Origin of the sequence: Arsenicicoccus sp. UBA7492, from assembly GCF_002479615.1 — a bacterium.
In the GTDB taxonomy this organism is placed as follows: Bacteria; Actinomycetota; Actinomycetes; order Actinomycetales; family Dermatophilaceae; genus Arsenicicoccus; species Arsenicicoccus bolidensis.
This window is the reverse complement of record NZ_DLOE01000009.1, coordinates 26,249-47,220: the sequence shown is the minus strand read 5'-3', so window position 1 is coordinate 47,220 and position 20,972 is coordinate 26,249. Positions and strand designations below refer to the sequence as shown.

Here is a 20,972-nt window from a genome sequence, read left to right as displayed (position 1 = left end):
CGCCTGCTCAGCGACGGCGGTCGATCACGCCCTTCCACCCGAGGCCGAAGCCGAAGGAGTAGGTGTTGCCCATCGAGTCGCGGTAGGGGGTCATGTCCTCGCCGACGTCCTCCAGCTGGGCCTCGACCGCGTCCATGTCCTTGGGGCTGGTCATGGGCAGGCGGCCCCGCGGCTCGTGCTGGCCGAGCGCCGTCTCGATCAGCGCCTGGTCGCTGACGGAGTAGCCCACGAGGATGGCGTCGACCCGGCGCTCGAACTCCGCGGGGATGAAGCTCGTCTTGGCCTTGACGCTCGCGATGATCGGGATGTGGCGGCCCGTCCGCCGCTCGACCGTGCGGACGGCGTCCGCGGCCCGCAGCACGGCGGTGAGGTCGCGCTCGTTGCCGATCTTGGACGTGGCGCCGTAGTACGAGCGGTTCTCCTGCGTGCCGTCCTCGCGCAGGTCACCGGCGATGGAGGTGCGGCGCACGTGCGGGCCCGCCGCGGTGTAGGGACGCCACTGCAGGGACAGCGGGTAGAAGCTGCCGTCCTTGTTCATGCCGGCGCCGGTGAAGTTGTCGCCGTTGTCCGGGCCGCGCAGGCCGGCGAGGACCAGGTCCACGGACGACAGGTCGGGCAGCCGGTAGTCCACGACCTTGCCGGATGCGTCCAGCACCGGGGTGTCGGTCAGGACCTTCTTGAAGTAGCGCTTGGCGGTGTCGACGTCCATGGTCGGCCCGACCACGTCGGTCGTGGCCTGCGAGAACACGCTCGGGAAGCCGTGGGCGATGGTGCTGGGGATGTAGACCGTCTTGTTCTTGAAGGACGCCAGCGACGACTTCTTGACCGTGCGGCGGGCGTTCTTGAGCATGACGACGGAGTCGAGCTGGGCCGCGATGCCGCGCATCTGCTTGTCCTTGCTCGCGACCGTGGCCTGCGACCTCGACAGGTCGAGGTAGGGGTTCTCGAACAGGCCGGGGGCGAAGAGCATCCGCAGGATCCGCTCCCCCGACTGCCGGAACCGCACGTCCGCGCTGACCGGGACCTTGCCGGCCTCGAAGTCCTTCTGCCACATGGCGTGCGCAGCGAGGACGGGGACCGTGTCGTTGTTGCCGCCGAACATGTCCAGCCCCGCGCGCAGCACGGCGTAGTGCCGCTCGTTGACCGAGGCCTTCTCCATGCCCCAGGCCATGCCGAACGGCGAGTTCGGGTCGGTGTAGCCGCGGGTGACGCCCCAGTCGGTGCAGATGACGCCGTCGTAGCCGGCGTTGCGGGCCAGGTCGATCTTGACCTTGTCGTAGGCCGAGCCCACCCGGTTGCCCGTCAGGGGCGAGCCGTCCTTGGCGATGGCGATCGAGTAGCTGCTCATCACGGCCGTCGCGTCGCTCGCCGCCTGGAAGGGCTTGAGGTGCTCGGCCCAGTTGTTGCCGGGGTAGACGGCATACTTGCCGGCGTTGAGGTGCGACTCACGACCCGCCTCGCCGGCCCCGTCCCCCGGCCAGTGCTTGATCATCGTGTTGATCGAGTCCTCGCCCCAGCCTGTCGGGTGGGCGTAGAGGTCGTAGGTGTTCTGCGAGCCCTCGACGTAGGCCTTGGCCATGGTCGACGCGAGCGCGGCGTTCTCGCCGAAGGTGCCGTCGACGCGCAGCCAGCGGGGCTCGGTCGCGAGGTCGATCTGCGGCCCGAGGGCGGTCGTGATGCCCATGGCGCGGTACTCCTCGGAAGAGGTGCTCGCGAAGTCCAGCATCGTCTTGCGGGAGAAGGTCGCCGCCAGGCCCAGGTTGGACGGCCAGCGGGAGATGTCGCTGCCCGCCGCGTTGTATGCCGAGTCGTTGGCCGCCGTGGAGCGGGGATCCGAGGAGAAGTTGACCGGAACGTAGGGCAGGCCGCTCCTGGCCCGGGTCTCGGCGTAGGCCTGCACCTGGTTGACCCAGGTGACGGTCGCCTTGACGTCGTTGGAGCTGGCGTTGAGGACGTTGCGCAGGTGGTCCACGCCGAGGTACTTGCGCTGGGGGTCGGTCAGCCCGGCGGCGGCGTTGCGCTCGTGGGAGCTGAAGAGCATGAGCCCGGCGACCTGCGGGATGGTGAGCTCCTGGGCGAGGGCCTTGGCTCGCTCGTTCGTGGAGCGGCGCCAGTCCTCCCACACGTCCAGCCTGCCGTTGGCGTTCATGTCCTTGAACGCCAGGACGGCCTCGTCCGTCGTGACCCGCAGCAGCTTCACGCTGCCGCCCGGGACATAGCTGAGGACGGCGCCGCCGGCGGGGTTGGTCACCTGGGTGAACGTCGTCCGGCCGTCGGTGACGGTGCGCTCGGTGGGGGTGGGCAGGGCCGGGTCCGCGTGAGCGGTGCCGGCCGTGGCGGCGGCGCCGCCGAGCGCCAGGGCACCCGCGAGCGTCGTGGCCAGGAGGGGGGTGGTGCGCATCGGTGCTCCTTCGTGCCGCGGCCCGGTGCTGGTCGCTCCGTCGCGACCCGGATCCCGGCCTGGATGCTGTGAGTAGCAGAGATCCTGGCATCGGCCATCTCCCCCGGCAACGGGGCGGAAACGGTTAGGCCGTTCAGGGCGCCATACGGCCATGCAAAGGATTGTTTGCAAAACAATCTTTGTGGTCTTGGCTGGCGTCATGATCGATCCCCGCCAACGTCGTCACCCCGGACGTGACCCAGCTACCGCTAGAACGATTCACCTGGCATTCTTAGAAATACCTGTCGGCCATCGTTCAGAACCTTGCTGCCAAATCGGCGCCGAGACCCGAATCCCTTGGCCGTGCGTCTTTGAAGGACGCGGTCAGAGCAGGTCGCCGGAGGTTCCAGCGCTGCACCGACCGAAGACCAACAGCTCCAGGAAATGCGTCACGGCGCCACCATCCGTCATTCTCCTGGACCCCCGGTGAGGTTTTCTGCATCCAGGTGATTTTCCTTTCTTGGTGTGCGTCTGATCGATAGAATAGAGCCATGAACTTCACCGATGTCGTCACCGCGAGAGGGGTCCTCACCGAGGCCCTCGACGCGCTGCGCACGCTCGGTGAGGGTCTGGCCTTCGTCCAGGAGGCGGACCTCGGAGACCTGGCCCGCGAGGCCTCGCAGGTGACGGCTCTCGCGCGAGGGCTGCTCACCGCCACGACGATGGAGGCCGAGGCTCGCGGGCTCCTGGTCACGTCGGGGTCGGGCAACATCGCGCAGTGGCTCCTCGACCACGAGGCGGCCACCCCCGAGGTCGAGCGCAACACGATCGCGCGCGCCGTGCGCGAGACGCGGCGGCGCGAGCTGGCTCCGCTCCGCGACGCGATGGCGTCGGGCGAGGTCAGCCCGGGCGACGCGATCACGGCCGCGAGGACCTTCGACGACCTGCGCCTCGCCACCGACCCGGCCATGCACCCCGACATCGTCGACGCCGTCATCGAGCTCGCCCAGGTGGGGTTCAACCGCAGCAGCCTTCGGCGGTTCCGCACCGAGATGCTCGCGCGCTTCGGCACGGCCCGCGACGAGGACCACGAGCTCGACAAGGCAACCCGCCGGGGCGTCACCGGCTGGCACGAGCTGCCCGACGGCACCTGGCGCTTCGAGGCGACCTACGACACGCCAGACAAGGTCGTGCTCGACGCCCTCTTCAACGCGCTCGGCGCTCCCCTGCCCCAGTCCGACGGCATGCCGGACCTGCGCACCCCCGGGCAGCGCCGTGCCGACGCCCTCGTCCAGGCCGCGCAGCTGGTCGCCCGGATGGGCACGACGGGCCCCACGGGCACGGACGCCCGCGTCAACCTCATCCTGCCGATCGAGTCGCTCACCCACGCCACCGGCGAGGGCGCCACCGCCGGATCCGACGAGCGCGGCACCCCCCTGATGCCCGCCACCGCGCGTCTGCTCTCGTGCTGCGCGACGGTCACGTCGCCACCCAGCTGCCATCGGGGACGGACCAGCCCCGGCAGCTCGGTGCAGCCGTGTCGGGTCGTGGCGGGCCTGGCGGGAGCGGCGAGGGACGAGCCGCGGATGGTAGGCCCGACGCGGCTGCACCGAGCGGCCTGATGAACCTCCCCACCACATCGTCCATTGGGCCGACGGCGGGGAGACCAACCTCGACAACCTGGCCTCGCTGTGCGGCCCGCACCACCGGTTCATCCACCAGCACCACATCACCGGTCACGTCGACAGCACCGCCCCGAGGGGAGGGCGCAGGGTGAGGTGGCACGTCATGCGCGTCGGGTTCGGATGGAGACCGGCGCCACCGCCCGAGCCCGACGAGGCCGTCGCCTGAGCCCAGCCTCGTTCCCGCGGTCCGACATCAGCCCGCCAGCACCCGGCTCTCGCCTGCCCGAGGGTCGGGCAGAGGCGCGCTCAGCGGGCCTCGGCCGCGTCCATCGCCTTGTAGATCCGCTGCTCGCTCACCGGGTGCGCCGTCCCCAGCGACTGGGCGAAGAGCGACACCCGCAGCTCCTCGATCATCCACCGGATCTCGACGACGTCCGGGGCGTCGACGCGCGCAGGCTTGAGGCTCTTGAGGAAGTCGGCGTGCTCCCGCTCCACGGTCGCCACCACGGCCTGCCGCTCGTCGTCCCGGCGCAGGTCGTCCGGCCCCTTCTGCGCCCGTATGACGATCGCGCGGACGTAGCGCTGCAGGTGCCGCAGGCGCGCCCGACCCGTCTCGGCGACGAACCCAGGATGGATCAGCGCCTCGAGCTGGCGGGTCATGTCGTCCTTCATGGCGCGCGCGGCCGGCGAGAGGCGGTCCAGCGCCAGCCGGGCCTCACGGGCCGCGACGAGGATGGGCTCCACCTGCTCGATGATCTCGATGACGCGGGCGGACACGAGCTGGCGGACCCGGCGCAGCACCTCGGCATACTGCTCCTGGTCCCGCACGATCCCCGCGGCACCGGTCGTCAGGGAGGGTGTCTCGGCGACGATCGAGTCGATGGTCGCCGCGAGGCAGTCGTCGAGCAGGGCGGGGACGGATCCGTGCGGGTTGTGGCCGAGGGCGATCTTCTGCTGGTTGGTGAGGACGGCGAGGACCCGCTTCCACGGCGGCGTGATGTCGAGCAGCAGGAGCCGCCGCAGGCCGAGTCGTGACGCGACCTCCGCCTCGTGCTCGGTGGCGAGCACCTGCACCGACACCGAGGTGCCGCGGTCGACGAGGGCGGGATAGCCGTGCAGCGTCCGACCGCCCTTGACGCGCTGCTCGAAGGTCGCCGGCAGCGCCCCGAAGTCCCACGTGGTCAGGCCGGTTCGCTCGATCGACGACGCGGCGGACGCCATGGTCTGGCGGACCGTGGGGGCGAGCTGGCGCCGCAGCGCCTCCAGCTCCTTGGACTCGCCGAGCGCCTTGCCCCGGGCGTCCTCGACGCGGAAGGTCATGCGCAGGTGGTCCGGGACCTTGCTCCAGTCCCACTCGCCGGGCCGTATGCCGAACCCCGTGCGGCTGCGCAGGGCGGCGGCGAGCTCGTCGACCAGGTCCTGCCCCGACGCCGGATCCGCCTGGGCCAGAGCGGTTCTCGCGTGGTCCGGCGCGGGCACGAAGTGCTTGCGGGTGGCCTTGGGCAAGGACTTGATCAGGGCGGTCGCCAGCTCCTCGCGCATCCCGGGCACGAGCCAGTCGAAGCCCTCGTCGCGCACCTGGTTGAGGACCTCGACGGGGATGTGGCAGGTGACACCGTCGGCGTCCGCGCCCGGCTCGAACTGGTAGGTCAGCCGCAGCTCCAGCTCGCCCTGACGCCAGGTCTGCGGGTAGTCGGCGCTGACGGACGTGTCGGCGCCCTCGGCGACGACCACGTCCTCGGTGAAGGTCAGCAGGTCCGGCGTCTCGTGCCGCTCCGACTTCCACCACGCGTCGAAGTGCCGCCCGGACACGACGGACTCGGGGATGCGGGCGTCGTAGAACGCGAACAGCTCGTCGTCGTCGACCAGGATGTCGCGGCGCCGGGCGCGCTCCTCCAGCTCGGCGACCTCCTTGAGCAGGCGCCGGTTGTCGTGGAAGAAGTGGTGGCGGGTGTCCCAGTCCCCCTCCACGAGCGCGTGCCGGATGAACAGCTCGCGCGCCAGCACCGGGTCGACGCGACCGAGGCTGGCCTTGCGCCCCGCGACGAGCGGTATGCCGTAGAGCGTGACGCGCTCCAGGGCGACCGCTCCGGATCGCTTTCGCTCCCAGTGGGGTTCGGCATACGTCCGCTTGACCAGGTGCGAGCCGAGACGCTCCGCCCAGGCCGGGTCGATGCGCGCGTTGGTGCGCGCCCACAGCCGGGTGGTCTCGACGAGCTCGGCCGACATGACCCAGTCCGGCTGCTGCCGCTGGAGCACCGATCCGGGCTGGATGGCGAAACGGGCACCGCGGGCACCGGCGTACTCGCGTCGCTCGGGATCGCGAAGTCCGATGTGGGACAGCAGCCCTGACAGCATCGCCTGGTGGATCGCGTCGGGCGTCCCGGGGCTCTTGTTGGGCTCGAGGTGGAGTGCCTTGCACGCCTGCTTGAGCTGCAGGTGCAGGTCCTGCCACTCGCGGATGCGCAGGTAGTGCAGGTACTCCTGCTTGCACATCCGACGAAAGGCGCTGCCGCTCAACGCCTTCTGCTGCTCGCGGAGGTAGTTCCACAGGTTGAGCCAGGTGATGAAGTCGCTGTGCTCGTCCTTGAACCTCGCGTGCTGCTGGTCGGCCTGGGCCTGCTTGTCGACGGGCCGCTCGCGCGGGTCCTGGATCGACAGGGCTGCCGTGATGACGAGCACCTCTGCGAGGCAGCCGTTCTCGTTGGCCTCGAGGATCATGCGGGCCAGGCGCGGGTCGACGGGCAGGGCCGCGATGGACCGGCCGTATGCCGTCAGCCCCCTGCCTCGCCCGGCGTCGCGTCCCGCGGAGGCGGCGTCGATCGCGCCGATCTCGAGGAGCAGGTTGAGCCCGTCCGTCACCTGCCGCGAGTCCGGCGGGTCGACGAACGGGAACCGCGCAACGTCGCCGAGCCCCAGGGAGATCATCTGCAGGATGACCGACGCGAGGTTGGTGCGCAGGATCTCCGGGTCGGTGAACTCCGCTCTGGCGTCGAAGTCCTCCTCGGAGTAGAGCCGGATGCAGATGCCGTCGGAGACGCGTCCGCAGCGGCCGGCGCGCTGCGCCGCCGAGGCCTGCGAGATGGGCTCGATCGGCAGGCGCTGGACCTTGGTGCGCTGGCTGTAGCGCGAGATGCGGGCGACGCCGGTGTCGACGACGTAGCGGATCCCCGGGACCGTCAGCGAGGTCTCGGCCACGTTGGTCGCGAGCACGACGCGACGTCCGGTGTGCCGCGAGAAGACGCGGTGCTGCTCGGCGCTCGACAGCCGGGCGTAGAGCGGGAGAATCTCCGTCCCCGGAAGGCCCAGCCCCTCGAGCGCGTCGGCGGCGTCACGGATCTCGCGCTCCCCGGAGCAGAAGACGAGGACGTCCTGGTCCGAGCCGTCGCCGGACCCGGCCTCGGTCCACAGCTCCTCGACGGCGTCCACGATCCCGGTGACCTGGTCGACCGTCTCGAGCAGATCCCCTGCGGGAGAGAGTCGCTCGAGGGGGCGGTAGCGGACCTCGACCGGGTAGGTGCGACCGGACACCTCGATGATCGGCGCGGGTTCGCCTGCGGCGGAGGCGAAGTGCTCCGCGAACCGCTCGGGGTCGATGGTCGCCGAGGTGATGATCACCTTGAGGTCCGGGCGCCGCGGCAGCAGCTGCTTGAGGTAGCCGAGGATGAAGTCGATGTTGAGCGACCGCTCGTGCGCCTCGTCGATGATGATCGTGTCGTAGCGGCGCAGGTCCCGGTCGCGCTGCAGCTCCGCGAGGAGGATGCCGTCGGTCATGACCTTGACGAGCGTGTCGCGGGTCGAGTGGTCGCCGAAGCGCACCTGGTAGCCCACGGGCCGCTCCTCGTCGGCCGTCCGCTCCCCCGTGATCGGGTGCCCCAGCTCCTCGGCGATGCGCTCGGCCACGGACCGGGCGGCGATGCGCCGCGGCTGGGTGTGGCCGATCAGGCCGTGGATGCCGCGGCCCAGCTCCAGGCAGATCTTGGGGATCTGGGTGGTCTTGCCGGACCCCGTCTCGCCCGCGATGACGACCACCTGGTGGTCGCGGATCGCGGCGGCGATGTCGTCCTTGCGGGCGACGACGGGCAGCTGCTCGGGATAGGTGATCTCGGGGACGAGCGCTCGACGCCGGGCCTCGCGCTCCTGACCCCGCGCCCGGGCGGCCTCGCGCTCCTCGGGCGTGCGGGCGTCGGCGTCCCGTCGGCCCCGCGGTCGGCGCCCCGGCGGACGCCCGCGGCGTCGCTGGTCGCTGGGGCGGGAGGACTCGTCAGGCACGCTCTCCAGGATAGGTGGGCGGTGCAAACCGGTTGCCCGCCGCCGCATCCCCCACCCAGCGAGGGGGATCAGGCGGCGACGCGGACGAACCGCAGCCGCCACACCTGCGGCCCGCGCTGCACGTAGTCCACGGAGAAGCGCTCGGGCCAACGCTGCTCGACCTGGGCCAGCAGCGGCAGCGGGTCGTGCGGGGCCACGAGGATCAGGCCGTTGCCGGGGGCCAGCGACTCGAGCCCGCCGAAGATCACGCCGTGCCGGATGGCGTGCGGCACCACGGTCGCGTCGAGCTCCGGGAGCCCCTCGACCGGGACCACGGGCAGCGAGCGCGCCGGCGCCGCGGTGGCCGTCGCAGCACCAGAGGCGCCGGTGGTGGGCTCGTCGTGGCCGCAGCCGCAGCCGCACGATGACTCGGACATAGGGGTCTCCTCAGCACGATGGGATGATTAAACCCACCATATACCGTGATTAAAAGGAGGCTGCACCGCACCCCGTGATCCGATAGACCGTCACCGTCCCGTCCTGACCGATCGGCTCGAGCCCGCCGATCCCCGCGAGGCCGCGGAGCCCGGCGTAGGTGGGAAAGCGGGGGTCGTTGTCCCACACCCGGTCCGTGTCCTCGACGACATAGCCCACGTGCAGGTCACGCACCGCCTGGCACACCTGCGGGGTGAGCTCCCGCAGGTGCCGCCGCAGCAGGTCGTAGTCGCCGCCGAGCACGCCGCCGAAGTGGGTGAAGACGCTCGGGTGCGCGCTGAGCACGCCCGCCCACTGCCCACCGCCGAAGGGGTCGCCGGCCACCGCCAGGCCGTCCGGCCGCACCCCCAGAACTTGCTCGTAGAGCGCCGCCTCACGCTCGGACACCACGGTCCGCCACCACTGCTGGTCACCGTAGTTGTGGCTCACCAGGCGCTCGGACGAGGCTGCCCCCGAGGGGATCCCGGCCGTGATCGCCAGACCGACGACGACGGCGAGGGCAGCGCGGCCGACGAGCGGGCGGGCGGGCACGAGCCGCTCCCCCAGGCCGACGAGGCACGAGGCGCCGAGCCCGGCCAGCACCAGCGCGGGCACGGCGAGGGGCGCGACCACGCGGTACGGCTCGCGGTCCCACAGCGCCGTGACCAGGGTCCCCCAGCCAGAGGACGCCGAGGCCGCGAAGACGTACATCGTGGCGGTGAGCAGGTAGCCCACCACGAGCCAGGCCCGCCGCGTGCGCACGGCCTGGACCGCGCCGACCGCGACCAGCAGAGCCAGCACCAGCCAGCCGGGCGTCAGGTGGGTGCCGAGGGTGAGCACCTCGCGCACGGCGTCGCCGGGGTCCGTGACCGTGCGGGCCCGGCTGACCAGCAGCGACCGCACGTTGGGCGTGCGGGCCACGACCACCACGCCCACGACGCCGACGAGCACCACCAGGGTGAGCCACCACGTGGCTGCACGGCGCGCCTGCGGGTGGCGTCGCGTGAGCTCTCGCGTCTGACGCCATACGGCCGGCACGAGCATCGGGGCACCGAGGACGAGGAGGCTCAGCGCCGCCGAGGGGTGGACGAGCGCCAGTCCCAGACCGGCCCCCGCGGCGACGAGGAACCAGCCTGCCCTGCGCGTGAGCCGTGCACTGCTGCCGCAGGCCGCCACCATCAGGGCCAGCAGCCCGGGCGAGAGGGCCACGCCTGCGGCGTTGGACCACAGCACCCCGAAGTGCAGCAGCAGCGTCGGAAAGACCAGCGTCACCGGGAGCGCGAGGGCCACGGCCCACCGGGCCACGGGGTCGGGCCCTGCCACCTCGCGGACCAGGAGCATCATGCCGACCGGCCACACCACGGCCGCGAGGACGAGGACGACGACGTTGAGCGCCACCACCGGGTGCGCGCCGCCCAGCTGCGCCACCAGGGCGGCGTGGGCGTGCAGCCCCGGCGGGTAGAACGTGGTGGTCGACAGCGGAGACGAGGTGGCCCCGACGGAGTACCACCCCGCGTCGCCGGTCGAGAGCACCCTGGCCAGGGCGTTGACGTGGTAGCCGGCGTCGTGGGACTGCTGCAGCGAGCTCGGTGAGGGGATGCCGCGCACGAGGACCCACCAGGACCCGACGATCGCCACCACGGCCGGGGCGAGGGATGTCATGGCCCACCGGAACGATCGCCGGCCGGGCGGCGAGACAGGTGCCGACGGGGTCGCGCCGTCGGCCGCGGGGACCGGGCCCCAGCGGGCGAGGGCACGCACCACCAGGAGCGTCAGCCCGCCGGCCACGACCGTGGTCAGCAGGAGCGGTATGACGCCCCAGCGCACCCCCGTCCACGTGGTCCAGGCCACGGCCGCCCCCACGACGCCGGCGGACACCACCGGCGCCGCACCCACGACCATCCGTGGGGTGGCGCGAGCCGCGACGAGCAGCAGGGCACCGGGCAGGAGGTGGAGGAGCAGGGAGACCGCCACGAGGGGCGTCGCACCCCACCAGGTCGTCCCGGTCGGGAGCACGACCCTCAGTCGACCCGGGTGACGGTCACGGCGGCCTTGTCGGCGGCCCGCTCCTCGTCGGTGCGCGCGTCGTCCGCGGAGCCGCAGCCCCCGCCGCCGCCGCAGCCGCCGCACCCACCGCCGCTTCCGCACCCACCCGTGGGCTCGGAGTGCGACGCCTCGACGTCGGCGGCGACGTTGGCGGCGTACTGCTGGGCGAGGGCGTCGGCGGCGCGGCGGGTCTCGGCATACGCCTCGGCGGAGCCGTCCTGGGCCTCGAGGAGGCCGGCGAGGAGCTGGTCCTCCTTGGCGAGGTGGGCACGGAGCAGGACGCGCAGCGCCTGCGCGTCGCCGGCGAGCTGGGCGGCGTCCTGGGCGGCGTTGACGGCGTCGACCAGACCGGCGATGACGCGGTGGTCGGCGACGAGCCCCTGCACCAGCAGGGATGCCTCGGGCACCCGCGCGGCGCGGGGATAGAGGACCTGCTCCTTGGCCACGGCGGAGGGCACGAGCTCGAACTGGCACCAGGTCGCGAGGTCGGCGTGCGCCTGCCCGAACGCGGTTGCGTCGGCAGCGCCGATCGCCCCGATCAGGGCGTCCACCGTCTGGTCGACGGTCTGCGCGAGGGCGAGGTTGTCGGCCCGCAGCCCCTCGCCGGTGGTCGTGGTCGGTGCCGTCTCGGCGACGTCGGCGACGCTCGTCATCGCGTCAGCTCCTCACCGGGCCCTGAGGCCCGTCGTGCCCGGGCGGCGCTGGGGCTCGCCCCGGGGTCCTGGTGGTTCGGTCGGGGTCTCTAGACTAGTCGTCGTGGCCATGACATCTCCGCAGCGGCCAGGCCCTGGCCCGCTGCGCGGCCCTGAGGGCACCGAGCCCCAGGTGCTGACGTCAGCACGGCAGGCGGTCCTGCGGGTGCTGCGCGAGCACGCCGCGCCCATGACGGTCGACGAGGCCGCCCACGCGTGCGGGCTGCACAACAACACCGTCCGGGCCCACCTCGACGCGCTGGTCGAGGCCGGGTTCGCCCGCCGGTTCCGCGCCCCGATCACCGGCCGCGGTCGCCCGGCCTGGCGCTACGAGGCGACGCTGGCCGGCTCGGAGGCCGGTGCGGAGTATGCCGCCCTCGCGGTCGCCCTCGCCGACCAGGTGGCCGAGCTGCCGGGCGCCACCGACATCGCCCACGCCGCCGGCGTCGCCTGGGGCGAGTCCCTCGCCGACGACCGGTCCGTGCCCTCGCAGGCCACGCCTCGCGAGCAGCTGAGGGTGGACTTCGACCGGATGGGGTTCGCCCCGGACGACGCCCCGCCCGGGCGCGGGCCGGGCGAGGGTGAGGAGCTCGTCCTGCGGCAGTGCCCGATGCTCGATGCCGCCCGACGCGTGCCGCACGTCGTGTGCACCGTCCACCAGGGCCTCGCGGCCGCCCTCGTCGAGGCCGCCGGCGGTGATCCCGCCTCGGTGCGGGTCGAGCCGTTCTCGGTCCCGGGCGGGTGCCTGGTGCGGCTCGAGGACCCCGGGCCGGGGGCAGGTCGCTGACGCCGCCCACCGTGGGCAGGTGCACCGGCCGCCCGAACCGGCGGTATCGTTCGACCACGTGAACGACGCCTATCGCTCCCCCGCCGCACGGGACACCGTGCACGAGTGGTGCACCGCAGCGCTCGCCGGCTGGGGCGTGGGGCACGAGTCCCGCACCCTGGAGGTGCCGGTCCACGACACCACGGTCTCGACGCACGTCGTCGCCGTCGGCGAGGGTCCCCCGCGGCTGGTCTGGCTCCCCGGGACGGCCATGAGCGCGGCGTCCAGCCTGGACGAGATCGGTACGCTTGCCGAGCACGGCACCGTGTGGGCGCTGGACCTGCCGGGCCAGCCCGGCCTGTCCGACCCGACGCGGCCCCGACGCGACACCACGGCGTGGTACTCCACCTGGCTGGAGGCAGCCCTGCACGCCATCACCCTCGAGTGGTCATCGGCCCGCGAGCTGACGCTGGTGGGCAGCGGCCTCGGGGCAGCCGTCTGCCTGAGCGCGGACTCCCCCGTCGTCACCGGACGATTCCTCGTCGGACCGGGCGGGCTCGTGCCCCCGCGCACCTCCGCGAGCCAGGTGCGCGACCGCACCCGCTGGTCGCTGCGCTCGACGCCCGTGACCGCCCGCGCCGTGCTCGGGCACCTCGTGGAGCCCGGCGGCGCCATCCCGGACACCCTCGTCGAGTGGCTGGCCCTGGTGGGGCGGACCTGCAAGACGATCAACCACCCCCGGCCCCTCCCCCAGCACTACCTCGACCGGATCGACGGCGCGCCCCTCACGGTGGTGGTCGGCGAGGACGACACCCTCGTCCCGCCGCCCGCGCTGTCGGCCACCGTCGCCCGTCGCACGAGCGCGACCGTGGTCGTCGTGGACGGCTGCGGCCACCTGCTCCCCCCGGAGCGGTGGGAGCAGGTCCTGCGAGTCCTGCCCGCGTGACCTCGTCGGCCCCTACGCTAGGAGCTGATGCGTCGAGGACCAGGGAGCGAGCCGTGACCGAGCACCTCGCTGCCCTGGTCCTCGCCCGCGCCGACGCTCACCCCGACGCCGTCGCCCTGCGGGGGCGGACCGACGACGGCTGGGCGCAGGTGACCTACGCCGACCTCGCGGCCCAGGTGCGCCACGTCTCCCACGGCCTCATCGCCAGCGGCCTGCACCCGGGCGACGCCGTGGCGATCATCGCCGACAACCGGCCGCAGTGGCTGGTGACCGAGCTGGCGGTCGTCGCCTGCGCCGGCGTCGTCGTCCGGCTCGGACCCGCCACCCCGGTGGAGGAGCTCGCGGCGGTCCTGCGCGAGACCGAGACGCGCGTGGCGTTCGTGGGCGGCGACGTGCTGGTGCGCAGCATGCGGCGGCTGGCCGGGCGGCTGCCCTCCCTGCGCGTCGTCGTCTGCTTCGACGAGAACCCCGACGTGGTCCCGTACCTCGACGATTTCGTCGGCCTGTCCTTCGGCAACGCGGTGGACGACCTGGGGGCCGAGGTGGGAACCCACGGCACTTTCTCCTGGGACCGCGTGATGGCGGCGCCCTTCGACATCGCCACGGCCGCCGAGGCCGCCCGCCGCAGGGACGCCTGGTCGCCCGACGACATCGCGTTCATCGACTACACCGTGGGGGGCGCCGGCGAGCTGCGCGGCGTGGTCCACACCCACCGCTCGGCCCTGACGACGGTCAAGGCGATCGCCGAGGCGTTCCGGGTCACCGAGCCCCTGCACGAGGTCACCACCCTCCCCCTGCACCACTCGATCCAGCACGGCAGCAGCCTGATCGCCCTGTTGTCCGGCGGCTCGGTGTCCTGCGTGGGCGAGCCCGACGACATCCGGGATGCCGTCCGCGAGCTCCGCCCCACCCTGCTCATGACCTCCTTCCCGGTGCTGCGCCGCCTCGTCGGCGACGCCCTCGAGCGCGCCACCGACGAGCTGCCTCTCGGCTCGGTCCTGGTGCCCTGGTGCCGTCGCGTGTCGGTCGCGGACGCGGCCCGGCGCTCGGAGCAGCGGGGCCCCGGCGGCCCGGCGGACGAGCTGCGCTCCCGCGCGGCACGGCTCCTCGTGGGCACCCGGGTCGCGCGGGAGCTGGGCGGGCCCAAGGCCGTGCTCCTGGTCGCCGGCGTGGGGGCACCGCCGGAGATCATGAGCCTGCTCGAGACGGCGGGGCTCCCGGCATACCGCTGCTGGGGACCGCTGGAGTCCGGGGTCCTGGCGACCGTCAACGCCCCCCACGCCGCCAAGGACGGATCGGTGGGCCGACCCCTGTCCTGCCTGTCCCTGCGCATCGACGAGGACGGTCAGGTGCTGCTGAGCGGGCCCGGCCTGATGCGGGGCTACTTCGGGCTGCCGTCCGAGACCACCCGGGTGCTGCACGACGGGTGGCTCCACACCGGCCAGATCGGCCGGGTCGACGACGACGGCTACCTGCACCTCACCAGCCGCCTCGACGACCGCATCGTCACCGAGTCGCTGCGCTACGTGTCGCCCCAGGTCGTGGAGGAGCGGCTGCGGTCGATGCCGATCATCTCCGACGTCGTCGTCGTCGGGGACGGGCGCCCCTGCCTCACGGCGATCGTGGAGGCGGACGTCGAGCTGGCCCGGCAGGCACGGCTCGCCGCGGGTGATCCCTCGCCAGCGGACGCCGAGGCGCTGGCCGCCGACCCGCTGGTCGTCCGCGCCGTCGGCGACGCCATCCGGCTGGCCAACGCCTCCCTGTCGCCGGACCAGTGCATCCAGGGATTCCGGCTCGCCGCGTCCCCGCTCGGCCTGCTCGGCAGCCCCGCCGCCGCGGGGTTCGTGCGGCGCCAGCGGGTGGAGCGGGAGTGCGCCGCGGCCATCGACGAGATGTACTCCGCCCTCGCCATCGAGCCCTCGCGGCGCTGACGATCGCGTGCCCCGGCCTCGGGCGGGCGGCCGTGGGCTACGGTGAACCTGACCCACCCTCGACGGAGCTGGAGCCCCGATGCCCGTGCCTCGAAGCGACACCGCGGGAGCCGCTGCACCCGTGGTCCCGTCCCCGCGATTCTCCGAGGACCACCTGGCCCGGCTCTATGCCCGGGTCGTGCGCGAGCACGGTGACCGCCCCGCGATGCGCGTGCTGGGCGAGCGGGGCTTCACCTGGTCGTATGCCGAGGTGGGCCGCCGCGTCGAGGCGGTCGCCCGGGCCCTGGTGTCCCACGGCGTGCAGCCCGGCGACCGGGTCGCGATCCTGGCTCCCAACGGCCCGGAGTGGTCGGTGGTCGACCTCGGTGCCCTGGCCGCGGGGGCGGTCCCGGTGCCAATCTACCCGACCTCCACCGCCGACCAGGTCGGCTACGTCCTCGAGCACAGCGGCGCGACCGCCGCGTTCGTGGGCGACGCGGACCTGCTGGGCCGGGTCACGTCGACCCCGGCCGGGGCCGACCTGCGGCTGCTCGTGGCCTTCGACGACGCCACCGGGGCGGAGCCGTGGACGCGGGTGCTCAGGCACGGGGACGATGACGGCACCGACGACCACGCGCTGGCCGCCGAGGTGGCCCGGCGCACCGAGGCCGGCCGCGGCGAGGACCTCGCCACCATCATCTACACCTCCGGCACCACCGGCCGTCCCAAGGGCGTGGCCCTCTCGCACGCGACGATGCTGCACCAGCTGCACGCGGTGGACGCGTTCTTCGACTTCGGCCCGGACGACTCGAGCCTGGCCTTCCTGCCCCTGTCGCACGCGCTCGAACGAGCCTGGACCTACTTCGTGCTGTCCCACGGCGCCCTCAACACCTACGTCCGCGACCCCAAGACCGTCGCCGACCAGCTGCGGGAGGCGCGCCCGTCCGCGCTCGTGGCGGTGCCCAAGCTCTACGAGACCGTCTACTCCGTCGCCCACGCCATGGCCGACAAGAGCCCGGTGCGGCGGCGCATCTTCGACTGGGCCTTCCGCGTGGGGCGCCGCGTGGGCGAGCTGCGCCTCGCGGGCCGACCGGTCCCGGCCCACCTGCGGGCCCGGCTCCGGGTCGCGGACCGGCTCGTGCTGCACAACGTGCGCGACGCCATCGGCGGAGAGAAGTCCGTCCTCGCCGTCTGCGGCGCCCCGCTGCGGCCCGAGGTCGAGGAGTTCTTCTGGGCCGCAGGGGTTCTCGTGTGCGAGGGCTATGGCATGACCGAGACCGGTCCCCTCATGACCTTCAACTGCCCGGCCGCCGTCCGCTTCGGCACGGTCGGCCGGGTCATCCTCGACGGGGAGCTCCGGCGCGGGGACGAGGGTGAGCTCTTCTACCGCGGGCCCAACCTGATGGCGGGCTACTGGCGTGACGAGGAGGCCACGCGCGAGGTCCTCGTCGACGGCTGGCTGCGGACCGGTGACGTCGGCGAGATCGACGACGACGGCTTCGTCCGCATCCCCGACCGGCTCAAGGACCTCATCGTCACGCAGCAGGGCAAGAACATCGCCCCCGCCCCCATCGAGGCCCGCATCGCCGAGCATCCCGGGGTCGAGCACGCCGTCGTCATCGGGGACCGCCGCGTCTGCCTCGTCGCCCTCGTCCAGCCCACGGCCGACGCGGGCGACGACGTCCTCGAGGACGTGCGGCGCCATCTCGAGACCGTCAACGCGGACCTGCCCCACCAGGAGCAGGTCCGTGGCGTCGAGCTGCTGGACGAGCCCCTGACCATGGACGCCGGGCTCCTGACCCCGACCCTCAAGGTGCGCCGCCGGGCCGTCGAGGAGAGGTTCGCCGACCAGCTCGACCGGATGTATGACGAGATCCGGCGAGCCCGCTCAGCAGGTCGCTGACCACCACGCCCGCACCGTCTCGGTGGGTCCGTCGAGCTCGGTGAAGCCGGCGTCGACCACGCTCACCGGCGCACCCGCGCACGCGCGCCAGCCGGCCTCGTCGGGGCGGGCCACCCGGACGCGATAGCCGTCCTCGGCCCAGGCCTGCAGCGCCGGGTCGTCAGCCGCGACCATCGCTTCGTAGGCGAGCTGTGCTCCGTGCCCGCACTGGGCGGCCGTCTTGCCGCTCGTCATCTCGACGTGCGGCGACAGGGCGACCGTCACCACGGCCCCCGCCCGCCCCTCGCGCTGCTCTGGCGTCGTGGCCGGGTAGGTCGTCCCGCTGACCTGGAGGGCATCCAGCTCAGGTGGCAGCGGACGGGTCGGCATCGGCACGTAGGCGCGGACCGCCGCCGGTCCGTCCGTCACCGTCACGCCCGGCACCACCTGCGCGCGCTCCCACCGCACCCCACGCGCACGGCGCACGAGCTTGCGGATGCGCCCGTCCCGCCAGCGCCGGACGGCCTCGGACCAGTCGCCGTCACGGGCCCTGTGGTCGGCCAGCAGGGTGACGACGGCACGCGCGGCCGTGGCGGCGAGGAGGTCCTCGTCGGGCAGGTCGGCCTTGTCGTAGCGCAGGGCCACCTGCATCGCCCACGGAACGTCGGGGTCGTCGATGGGCTGGGAGCCATCGATCGGCTCGCTGTCGTGCTGGGACATCGGGTCCTCTCCGCAGGATGGAACCCTCAGGCTAGTGCGCTCGAGGACCCCGGCCGGGCCGCGCGGGGCCGGGCCCCACCCTCCGGCCGGGCTTGACCGGGCTCGCCTTCGGCGTTGACCTGGCCGCCTGCGGCGAGGACCTGCGCACCGGCGCCGTGGTGGCCCCGTCGCGACGCCCCTGGGCGGCGCGACCAGCTCCGCGCGGAGGGGTGCTGTGACCCCTATGGCCCTTCTGCGCGTCCACCCGGGCGGGGTTCTTGGCAGCCGATGAGCGCCCGTGGCCGCCGAACGACGTCGACGCGGCGGGCATCGTGCGCCGGCTCGCCGGACGCGGTGGGCCCTCAGCCGTCTGGGCGGCCGGCGCGCTCGCTGCGGCAGGACCGACGGGCCGGGTCGTCGCCGTGGGGGCGACGCCGGCACCAGGCGCTCGCCGCAGCGCCTCCGCACCCGACGCGACGGACCCCACCGCTGTGCTCGGAGAGGGGGTGGCCGGTGCGCCACCGCCCACGGGCGGACGGGATCGTGGGGTCGCCGCGGTTGTGCCGGAGGCCGGCGTCGTGCCGCGGACGTGGAGGTGCGTGGCGGGATCGGGACGGCTGGCCGGCACGAGGCCCTGCAGGTCGACGCCGGGGCGGGAGGCGATGCCCGCGAGCGCCGCGGTCAGGACGACGGCGGTCAGGAGCACCACGCCTCCGACGATGACGGACCGGGCCGTGCTGCCCTGCTCGGGATCGATCTCGGCCTCGGAGTACACCGCGCCGAGGCGCAGCGGCACCTCCGTGTCGGAGACGATGCCGCCGGACCGAGACTCGTGGTCTGCGGGGCCCTCGGCCCACCACGGCTGCTCGATCATGACTTCCTCTCGCAGGAGGTGCGACGCGGGGCTGGCGTCCAGTGACATCACTGCACCCATCCTCCACCGAGCGTGCGCACTCGTGGCCGAGTGGATGATCGTTCACCCGGATGACCCCCGCCAAGGTGGGACATTACCGGACAGTACGGACGGCCGCCAGAGGTTGTTGAAAAGAGAACGAAAGAGTTGTCAGGCGGCGCGGCGCCGCGGCCGCAGCACGGCTCGCACGGCAGCGCCCACGACGCGGTCGTCGTCCTCGAGACCGCCCGGCAGGTGGTCGGGCACGGCGTCGTCCACCTCGGCGAGATAGGCCATGGCGGTCGCGAGCACGACCCGCTCCTCCTCGCCGAGGTGCTGCCACCCGGCCATCAGCGCCATCAGGTCGTTGGCGAGCTCGCGCATGCGGTCGGCACTGTCCGGCATGGCGCAGACGTGCTGCTCCAGGCGGCGCGAGAGGTCGATCATCGCGGCGTCGTCCACCGCGGCGACCAGTTGCTCCAGGTCCCCCCACAGGTCGGCCAGCTCGTCGCGGAAGCTCTCGAGGGCCGACATCGCACGCGTGGCTCCCGACTCCACCCTCCCTCCGGCCCGGCCGTCCCCCGTCGTGGTGCTCTCGGTGGTGTGGCGGGTCGTCGTGCCCGCGCCGTGGGTGCCATCAGTGGTCCTCACGCCATCGACCCTAGGCCGGGTGCCTGGAGGTCTGCTGGAGATTCACCAAGAAGGGGAGGGGCCGTCCAGGACGCACGACCCCTCCCCTCCGGGCGCGATCGATCATCCGCAGTGGAGGTGCTCCTGGACCAGCGCGGCGAGGCCGTCGGCGTCGCCGTAGAGACGCTCGGAGAGGTCGTCGTCCTGGTAGGACCGCAGCATCGTCGCCTGGGCGTCGATCAGGCCGCGTGGGAACACCCCGCCCGCCTCGTAGTGCTTCCGGTCCGCCAGCAATGCCTCCGCCGAGCGGGCGCAGGACGAGGGCAGCTGGGCGAGTCCCTCGACGCGAGAGGCGTCCTCGCTCACGTAGGACCGCTGCGCGAGCTCGAGCGAGTCCTCCCCCACGAGCCCGGTCCGCGCCGCGACCGCCAGCCCCGCCAGCAGGAGGTGGACGTGCGCCGACCCGTCCGGCGACCGAACCTCGACCGTCTGGCCGGCCGTGCCGTCCACCTGCTGCGCGGGCTCGAGGGGGTTCGCGTCACGCAGCATCCGGTCACCGACGCCAGACCATCCGAGCGGCACCCGGACCAGCACCGACCGGTTGCGGTCGCCCCAGCAGATCGACGTCGGCGCCTCCTGGTGCGGGACCAGCCGGAGGTATGACGTGGGCACCGTGTTGCCGAACGCCGTCAACGACGCCGCCAGCCGCAGGTAGCCCGCGATGACGCGGCGAGCGTCGTCGGTCAGGCCCTCCGCGTCGGCGAAGACGGCCCGGCCGCCACGGGTCAGGCGGGTGTGGACGTGCATGCCGGAACCGGCCTGCCCCACGATGATCTTGGGCGCGAAGCTGACCTGCAGGCCGTGGCGGTAGGCCACCTCGCGCAGCACCCACTTGGCGAGGACGAGCTGGTCGGCAGCCTCCTCGATCGGCACGGGCAGGAACTCGATCTCGTGCTGCACCATCTCCTGCCCGTCGTGGACGATGTTGCCCACCTCGGCGTGGCCGTACTTGATCTGAGCCCCCATGCGCGCGAGGTGCGCCATCGTCTCGCGCCGGACGTGACCCCACTTCGAGTAGGGGTGGGCCTCGTGGTAGCCGCGCTGCTCGACGATCGGGTAGATCGAGTCGACCTCGCTGAACAGGTAGTACTCCAGCTCGCCGAGCGCCTCGAGCCGGCACCCGGTGGTGGCCTCGAGGTGCGCCTGGGCCTTGCGCAGGACCTGCTCGGGAGCCGACGCGAGCGGCTCGCCGTCGGCGTCGTAGAAGGAACACATCAGGTCTAGCGTCGGCTCCTCGGCGAAGGGGTTAACGAACGCCGTGCGGTACCGCGGGACGACATACAGGTCGCTGGCGCCGGCGCTCACGAACGGGAACAGGCTGGACCCGTCCACCCGCTCCCCGAGGGTGAGGATCCGGTCGAGGTGCTCGAGCGAGCCGATCGCGAAGTTGAGCTTCTTGAGGCGCCCGTCGCCCGCGACGTAGCGCAGGTCGAGCATCGTGATGCCCTGCTCCTGCACGAAGCGGACGATGTCGGCCTTGGTGAAGCTCGCGGCGGGCTTGCCGAGGGCGCGGACCAGGGTGTGCGGCGTCAGGGAACGGTCGATGTCGTGCATGTCGGCTCCTGGGGGCGGTCGCCGGGGTGTGGCGACCCGAGGTGGTGTGGCACGTCGTCGTGCGACACCACCATCGTGCCCACCGCACACCGGCGCCCGTCGTCCGGGGTGGACCTACCCGAGGTAGTCACGTCGGCCGGGGTTGGCACGCCAGGTCGATGTCAC

At 72.9% G+C, this 20,972-nt stretch carries 15 protein-coding genes; 6 read left to right on the top strand and 9 right to left on the bottom strand.

All coding sequences use genetic code 11. The annotated features are described in order from the left end of the window. Nucleotides 1-7: 7 nt before the first annotated feature. Nucleotides 8-2,401 carry a glycoside hydrolase family 3 N-terminal domain-containing protein gene (locus tag B4E97_RS02375; RefSeq protein ID WP_286958549.1) on the bottom strand — a complete coding sequence of 798 codons (2,394 nt, stop codon included), beginning with the start codon at nucleotides 2,399-2,401 and terminating at the stop codon, nucleotides 8-10. 530 nt (nucleotides 2,402-2,931) lie between these two features. Here B4E97_RS02375 and B4E97_RS02370 point away from each other — a divergent pair. Next, nucleotides 2,932-4,002 carry a DUF222 domain-containing protein gene (locus B4E97_RS02370; RefSeq protein ID WP_286958548.1) on the top strand — a complete coding sequence of 357 codons (1,071 nt, stop codon included), beginning with the start codon at nucleotides 2,932-2,934 and terminating at the stop codon, nucleotides 4,000-4,002. Between the two features lie 16 nt (nucleotides 4,003-4,018). Continuing rightward, nucleotides 4,019-4,231 (top strand): hypothetical protein, encoded by a 213-nt coding sequence (locus tag B4E97_RS02365; protein ID WP_286958636.1) that lies wholly within the window; start codon nucleotides 4,019-4,021, stop codon nucleotides 4,229-4,231. Nucleotides 4,232-4,311: 80 nt separating this feature from the next. On the opposite strand, the gene hrpA is transcribed toward B4E97_RS02365, so the two are convergent. The 4 genes from hrpA to B4E97_RS02345 form a co-directional block, all read right to left on the bottom strand. Continuing rightward, complete coding sequence (gene hrpA / locus B4E97_RS02360) at nucleotides 4,312-8,277, bottom strand: ATP-dependent RNA helicase HrpA (RefSeq protein ID WP_286958547.1); 3,966 nt, start codon at nucleotides 8,275-8,277, stop codon at nucleotides 4,312-4,314. A gap of 68 nt (nucleotides 8,278-8,345) precedes the next feature. Beyond that, complete coding sequence (locus B4E97_RS02355) at nucleotides 8,346-8,693, bottom strand: DUF2249 domain-containing protein (protein WP_029212269.1); 348 nt, start codon at nucleotides 8,691-8,693, stop codon at nucleotides 8,346-8,348. A 49-nt stretch (nucleotides 8,694-8,742) separates the two neighbouring features. Continuing rightward, complete coding sequence (locus tag B4E97_RS02350) at nucleotides 8,743-10,746, bottom strand: DUF6541 family protein (protein WP_286958545.1); 2,004 nt, start codon at nucleotides 10,744-10,746, stop codon at nucleotides 8,743-8,745. 5 nt (nucleotides 10,747-10,751) lie between these two features. Next, the gene (locus tag B4E97_RS02345; RefSeq protein ID WP_029212271.1) at nucleotides 10,752-11,429 is read right to left on the bottom strand and encodes a hemerythrin domain-containing protein; all 678 of its coding nucleotides are present in this window, start codon (nucleotides 11,427-11,429) and stop codon (nucleotides 10,752-10,754) included. Between the two features lie 109 nt (nucleotides 11,430-11,538). Between B4E97_RS02345 and B4E97_RS02340 the strand changes: the two genes are divergently transcribed. The 4 genes from B4E97_RS02340 to B4E97_RS02325 all read left to right on the top strand — a co-directional run bounded on the left by B4E97_RS02340 (nucleotide 11,539) and on the right by B4E97_RS02325 (nucleotide 16,993). Beyond that, complete coding sequence (locus tag B4E97_RS02340; protein WP_286958544.1) at nucleotides 11,539-12,255, top strand: helix-turn-helix transcriptional regulator; 717 nt, start codon at nucleotides 11,539-11,541, stop codon at nucleotides 12,253-12,255. A 58-nt stretch (nucleotides 12,256-12,313) separates the two neighbouring features. Further along, nucleotides 12,314-13,180 carry an alpha/beta fold hydrolase gene (locus tag B4E97_RS02335; protein ID WP_239264665.1) on the top strand — a complete coding sequence of 289 codons (867 nt, stop codon included), beginning with the start codon at nucleotides 12,314-12,316 and terminating at the stop codon, nucleotides 13,178-13,180. A gap of 53 nt (nucleotides 13,181-13,233) precedes the next feature. Further along, on the top strand, nucleotides 13,234-15,111 hold the full coding sequence (locus tag B4E97_RS02330) for an AMP-dependent synthetase/ligase (RefSeq protein ID WP_286958543.1): 1,878 nt from the start codon (nucleotides 13,234-13,236) through the stop codon (nucleotides 15,109-15,111). 79 nt (nucleotides 15,112-15,190) lie between these two features. Further along, nucleotides 15,191-16,993: an AMP-dependent synthetase/ligase gene (locus B4E97_RS02325; RefSeq protein ID WP_286958542.1), complete on the top strand. Its 1,803-nt coding sequence runs from the start codon at nucleotides 15,191-15,193 to the stop codon at nucleotides 16,991-16,993. Here the strand turns inward: B4E97_RS02325 and B4E97_RS02320 are convergent. The 4 genes from B4E97_RS02320 to B4E97_RS02305 form a co-directional block, all read right to left on the bottom strand. Continuing rightward, a complete protein-coding gene (locus tag B4E97_RS02320) occupies nucleotides 16,979-17,692 on the bottom strand; it encodes a peptidyl-tRNA hydrolase (protein WP_286958541.1) in 714 nt (237 codons plus the stop codon). The two genes, B4E97_RS02325 and B4E97_RS02320, sit on opposite strands and share 15 nt — an antisense overlap. A 31-nt stretch (nucleotides 17,693-17,723) precedes the next feature. After that, the gene (locus tag B4E97_RS02315) at nucleotides 17,724-18,545 is read right to left on the bottom strand and encodes a hypothetical protein (protein ID WP_286958539.1); all 822 of its coding nucleotides are present in this window, start codon (nucleotides 18,543-18,545) and stop codon (nucleotides 17,724-17,726) included. A gap of 189 nt (nucleotides 18,546-18,734) precedes the next feature. After that, nucleotides 18,735-19,214, bottom strand: coding sequence for a hypothetical protein (locus B4E97_RS02310; protein ID WP_286958538.1), 480 nt, complete (start codon nucleotides 19,212-19,214; stop codon nucleotides 18,735-18,737). Nucleotides 19,215-19,316: 102 nt separating this feature from the next. Next, complete coding sequence (locus B4E97_RS02305; RefSeq protein WP_286958537.1) at nucleotides 19,317-20,807, bottom strand: glutamine synthetase family protein; 1,491 nt, start codon at nucleotides 20,805-20,807, stop codon at nucleotides 19,317-19,319. Nucleotides 20,808-20,972: the final 165 nt, after the last annotated feature.

What these genes read in the sequence shown, in the direction of transcription:
- B4E97_RS02375 (WP_286958549.1), bottom strand. Translation starts at nt 2,401, where the DNA reads ATGCGCACCACCCCCCTCCTGGCCACGACGCTCGCGGGTGCCCTGGCG.
- B4E97_RS02370 (WP_286958548.1), top strand. Translation starts at nt 2,932, where the DNA reads ATGAACTTCACCGATGTCGTCACCGCGAGAGGGGTCCTCACCGAGGCC.
- B4E97_RS02355 (WP_029212269.1), bottom strand. Translation starts at nt 8,693, where the DNA reads ATGTCCGAGTCATCGTGCGGCTGCGGCTGCGGCCACGACGAGCCCACC.
- B4E97_RS02345 (WP_029212271.1), bottom strand. Translation starts at nt 11,429, where the DNA reads ATGACGAGCGTCGCCGACGTCGCCGAGACGGCACCGACCACGACCACC.
- B4E97_RS02340 (WP_286958544.1), top strand. Translation starts at nt 11,539, where the DNA reads ATGACATCTCCGCAGCGGCCAGGCCCTGGCCCGCTGCGCGGCCCTGAG.
- B4E97_RS02325 (WP_286958542.1), top strand. Translation starts at nt 15,191, where the DNA reads ATGCCCGTGCCTCGAAGCGACACCGCGGGAGCCGCTGCACCCGTGGTC.
- B4E97_RS02320 (WP_286958541.1), bottom strand. Translation starts at nt 17,692, where the DNA reads ATGTCCCAGCACGACAGCGAGCCGATCGATGGCTCCCAGCCCATCGAC.
- B4E97_RS02315 (WP_286958539.1), bottom strand. Translation starts at nt 18,545, where the DNA reads ATGATCGAGCAGCCGTGGTGGGCCGAGGGCCCCGCAGACCACGAGTCT.
- B4E97_RS02305 (WP_286958537.1), bottom strand. Translation starts at nt 20,807, where the DNA reads ATGCACGACATCGACCGTTCCCTGACGCCGCACACCCTGGTCCGCGCC.